Here is a 4,014-nt window from a genome sequence, read left to right as displayed (position 1 = left end):
GGCGCCCTTCTGCTGATAAGGGCGTCTCGATGAGCAAAGCTCGGACGCGCAACGCGCCGCGAGGCTGCGGAGCTGTGTCACCAGCGTCAAGTCGCCCGAGTCATCTCGCCACGACGGACATCGCGCACACAATCTCCGATAGCGCATCATGCAAAGACACGCGCCGCACAGAACATCAATCAATCCGTCATCACGACGACAATCAGCCGATGCTATCGCCCCGCCTCTTCGCACGAGATCGAGGAGGATCGACCCATGAAGACCGGCATTCTGGCGGGCGCCATCGCCCTTGGATGCAGCGCGCTGCTCGGCAGTCCGCTGCATGCGGCAAGCGGAACGTTCAATACGCTCACCTACAACGTGGCGGAAACGCCGACCGCCTATAACGGCGGCAGCGATGCGCATTCGAAGCTGATCAGCTGCTATCTGCGCCAGTTCGGCATCGTCAACGTGCAGGAGGATTTTCTCTGGCACGCCGCGTTGTACGACACCTGCGACGATCATCCCTATCGCACGCCGACCTCGGGCACGGCCGGCATCGGCGACGGCCTCAACACGCTCAGCCGCTATGGCTTCGACGATCTCGACCGCGTCACCTGGGACAAGCGCGCCGATTCCGATGCGCTGACGCCGAAGGGGTTCTCCCTGGTCCGCACCCGCCTCGCCGAGGGCGTCTATCTCGACTTCTACAATCTCCATGCCCAGTCCGGCACGTCGTCGACCGACCTCGCCTACAGCGAGAACGACGTCCAGCAGCTGCTGACCTATATCGAGGCGAATTCCGCCGGCAATGCCGTGATGGTGATGGGCGACACCAACACGCGCTACACGCGTGCCGGGCAGAACATGTGGGAGTTCCTGCATCACGGCTTCAGCGACGCCTGGATCGAAGCGGTGCGCGGCGGCAGCGTGCCGCCGATCGGCGATGCGCTGGTCTGCGGCAGCACGCAGACGGCGCGGCCCGATTGCGAGATCGTCGACAAGGTGCTGTGGCGCAACAACGGCTTTCTCAATCTGCAGGCTGCGTCCTATGTCGACCGCCAGGACGCGCTGGATGCGAGCGGCGCGCAATTGTCCGACCATCACCCGATCGAGGTCGATTGGAGCTTCTCGACGGTCGCGAACCGCCAGCTGAGCGATCAGTTCGGCGGGCCGCACGGGACCAGCTACAACGACGTCGCGGCGCTGCCGGCCAATCCGGTGCCGAGCAGGCTCTCCATCCGCACCGGCAGCCGCGTCGACCAGGTCGAGCTCACGCTCTCCAACGGCTACGTCTTCAGCCATGGCGGCAGCGGCGGCACGGCGCAGAGCCTGACGCTCGCCGGCGGCGAATATCTCACCTCGGTCAATCTGTGCAGCGCGCAGTATCAGGGCCATACGCGGATCTTCTGGATCTCGTTCGCCACCAGCGCGGGCCGCACGCTGTCGGGCGGCGCCACGACATCGAGCTGCACCAGCTACAGCGCTCCCAGCGGCTGGCAGATCACCGGCTTCCATGGCCGCTCCGGCGACGAGATCGACAAGCTCGGCGTGGTCTATGCGCCAGTTGTGACCACGGCGGCGCCGGCGCGGCAGCCGGTTCGCATCGTCAACCGGACCTCGGCGCTGTGCATGGACATCAACGGCGGCACGGCGGCGAACGGGACGGCCGTGATCCAGTGGTACTGCAACGGCGGCGCCAACCAGACCTGGAGCTATGACGACGCCAGCGGCATGATCCGCAGCATGCTCGATCCGCATTATTGCCTCGACAACAACGGAACCTATGGCGACGGCGCGCAGCTGATCGTGTGGACCTGCACCGGCAACAACAACCAGCGCTTCCGCTACGATGCCAGTGCCGGCACGATCGCGCTGCGCAGCTATCCGGTCGAGGTCATCAGCCAGAACGGCACCTCCGTCGGCAACCAGCTGCTGACGGCCACCGCCTCGGCCGCGGGCACGCAAGCATGGACGCTGACGCCCTGAGCGATGCCGCGACCAGAACCCGGACGGCGCCGCCGCCCGGGTTCTTCAACGCGTGCAAACCGCCCACGACTGTCAAACCACCGTCACGAAACTTCAACAGAAGGGAAACCATCTCGGAGCGGTCGTGGTGCCACGGAACCCGACGTCGCGCTCGGTCCTGCCGCGGGCATGGCGAGCCGCGCTCGACAAATCACGCAGAGCACAGAGACCGTCTCTTGACCGAAGCCCTTGATGCCAACCCGCGCGCCGCCGAGCTGGCCGCAAGGACGCCGCACCCGCGGGCCTCGCATGCGAGCACCACCAGCCGATCGCAGCTCCTGGCCTTGCAGCTGCTCACCTTCGCCTCCGGCCTGGCCGGACTGGGCTACGAGATCGTCTGGACCCGGCAGCTCGCGCTCGCGCTGGGCACCGAGATGATGGCCGTGCTCGGCGCCATCGCAGGCTTCTTCGCCGGGCTGGCGCTCGGCGCCTTCGTGCTCGATCGCCACATTCGCCAGGCCTCGAAGCCACATCGGGTCTATGCCAGCCTGGAAGCGGTGATCGGCCTCTGGGGCATCGCCGCGATCTGGCTGCTGCCGGCGAGCGCCGGCGCGCTCGCGCCGCTGCTCGGCACTTCGCCTTCACCGCTGCTGCTGTGGAGCGCGAGCTTCCTGCTGCCGACGCTGGTGCTCCTCCCGGCGACGGTGGCGATGGGCGGCACGCTCACGGCGCTCGAGCGGATGATGGCGGCCGCGCGCAGCGACAGCACGGTCAGCGCGGGCGTCTATGGTGCGAACACCGCTGGTGCCGTGGCCGGCACGCTGCTGTCGACCTTCGTGCTGATCCCGACGCTTGGGCTCGCGACGACGCTGCTCGCGCTCGCGGCCGTCAATACCGCCTGTGCGCTGGCCGCCCTGCGGCTCGGCCGCTCCGCGGACGCTGCGGCCCCCGAGCCCGATCAGCGTCGCACCACGCTCGGCCTGCGCGTCACCGCGACGCTGTTCGTCACCGGCATTCTCGGCATCGCGTTCGAAGTGCTGGTGGTGCGCCTGGCCGCGCAGATGATGCAGGACACCGTCTACAGCTTCGCCTGCCTGCTGGCGGCCTACCTGCTCGGCACCGCTGCCGGCGGCCTGATCTGGCAACGCCTCGGGCTCCGGGTGAAGGCGGGCAAGGCGGGCTTGCTCGCCGTCACCGCGCTCGCCTGTCTCGGCACGGCGCTGCTCGCGCCGGTCATGGCCGGGCTTGCCGATCAAGCCGCGAGCCTCGGCGTCGCCGGCGAGCTCGGCCTCGCCTTGATCCTGTTCCTGCTGCCGGCGATGGCGATGGGCGCGCTGTTCGGCCAGCTGATGCAGGAGGTGCGCGATATCAACGGGTCGGTCGGCTGGGCTGTCGGCATCAACAGCGTCGGCGCGGCGATCGCGCCGCTGGTCGCCGCGCAGCTGCTGATTCCAGGCTTCGGCAGCTGGCTGGCGCTGGTGCTGGTCGCGCTCTTCTATCTCCTGCTGCTGCCGCCCGGCCGCGCAGCGCTGCGCTGGGCTGTCGTGCCGGCGCTGCTCGGGCTCGCGCTCGTGTTGCAGCCGGCGCCGACGCTGGTGAAAGTGCCGCCAGGCGGCAAGCTGCTCGCGCTGCGCGAAGGACCGATGGCGACAGCCAGCGTCGTCGACGATGCATCCGGCGCGCGCTATCTCGAGGTCAACGGTCATTTCCGGATGGGCGGCACCAGCTCGGCGCGCTCCGATTTCCGCCAGGCCATGCTGCCGCTGCTGCTGCATCCCTCGCCACGCAACGCGCTTTTTCTCGGCGTCGGCACCGGCGCCACCGTGCTCGGCGGCGCGCAACTGCCGGACGTCGACATCAAGGCGGTCGAGCTGTCAGCCGAGGTCGTCGCGCTGCTGCCATGGTTCGCCAATCCCGCGGCGAAGCAGCCGCTGCCGCAGGTCACGGTCGCCGACGCGCGGCGTTTCGTCGTCGCGGACCAGGGGCACTACGACGTCATCGTCGCCGACCTGTTCCATCCGGCGCTGGACGGCAGCGGCGCGCTGTATACGCGCGAGCACTTCGCGG

Annotated in this window: 2 protein-coding genes; both read left to right on the top strand. The window is 68.3% G+C overall.

Features of this window, described 5'->3' with window-relative positions; genetic code table 11:
• The first annotated feature begins 255 nt into the window (after positions 1-255).
• On the top strand, positions 256-1,968 hold the full coding sequence (locus BRAS3809_RS01155) for a jacalin-like lectin (RefSeq protein WP_008960271.1): 1,713 nt from the start codon (positions 256-258) through the stop codon (positions 1,966-1,968).
• Positions 1,969-2,183: 215 nt separating this feature from the next.
• Positions 2,184-4,014, top strand: a 1,831-nt coding sequence (locus BRAS3809_RS01150; protein WP_035654858.1) for a spermidine synthase family protein, incomplete at its 3' end; no start/stop codon positions are given.

The sequence above is a fragment of the Bradyrhizobium sp. STM 3809 genome, assembly GCF_000239795.1.
Lineage (GTDB): Bacteria > Pseudomonadota > Alphaproteobacteria > Rhizobiales > Xanthobacteraceae > Bradyrhizobium.
The sequence above is the reverse complement of the archived record's forward strand: the minus strand, read 5'-3'. Positions and strand labels throughout refer to the sequence as shown.

Coding starts and splice junctions, on each gene's coding strand:
- BRAS3809_RS01155 (WP_008960271.1), top strand. CDS start 256: ATGAAGACCGGCATTCTGGCGGGCGCCATCGCCCTTGGATGCAGCGCG.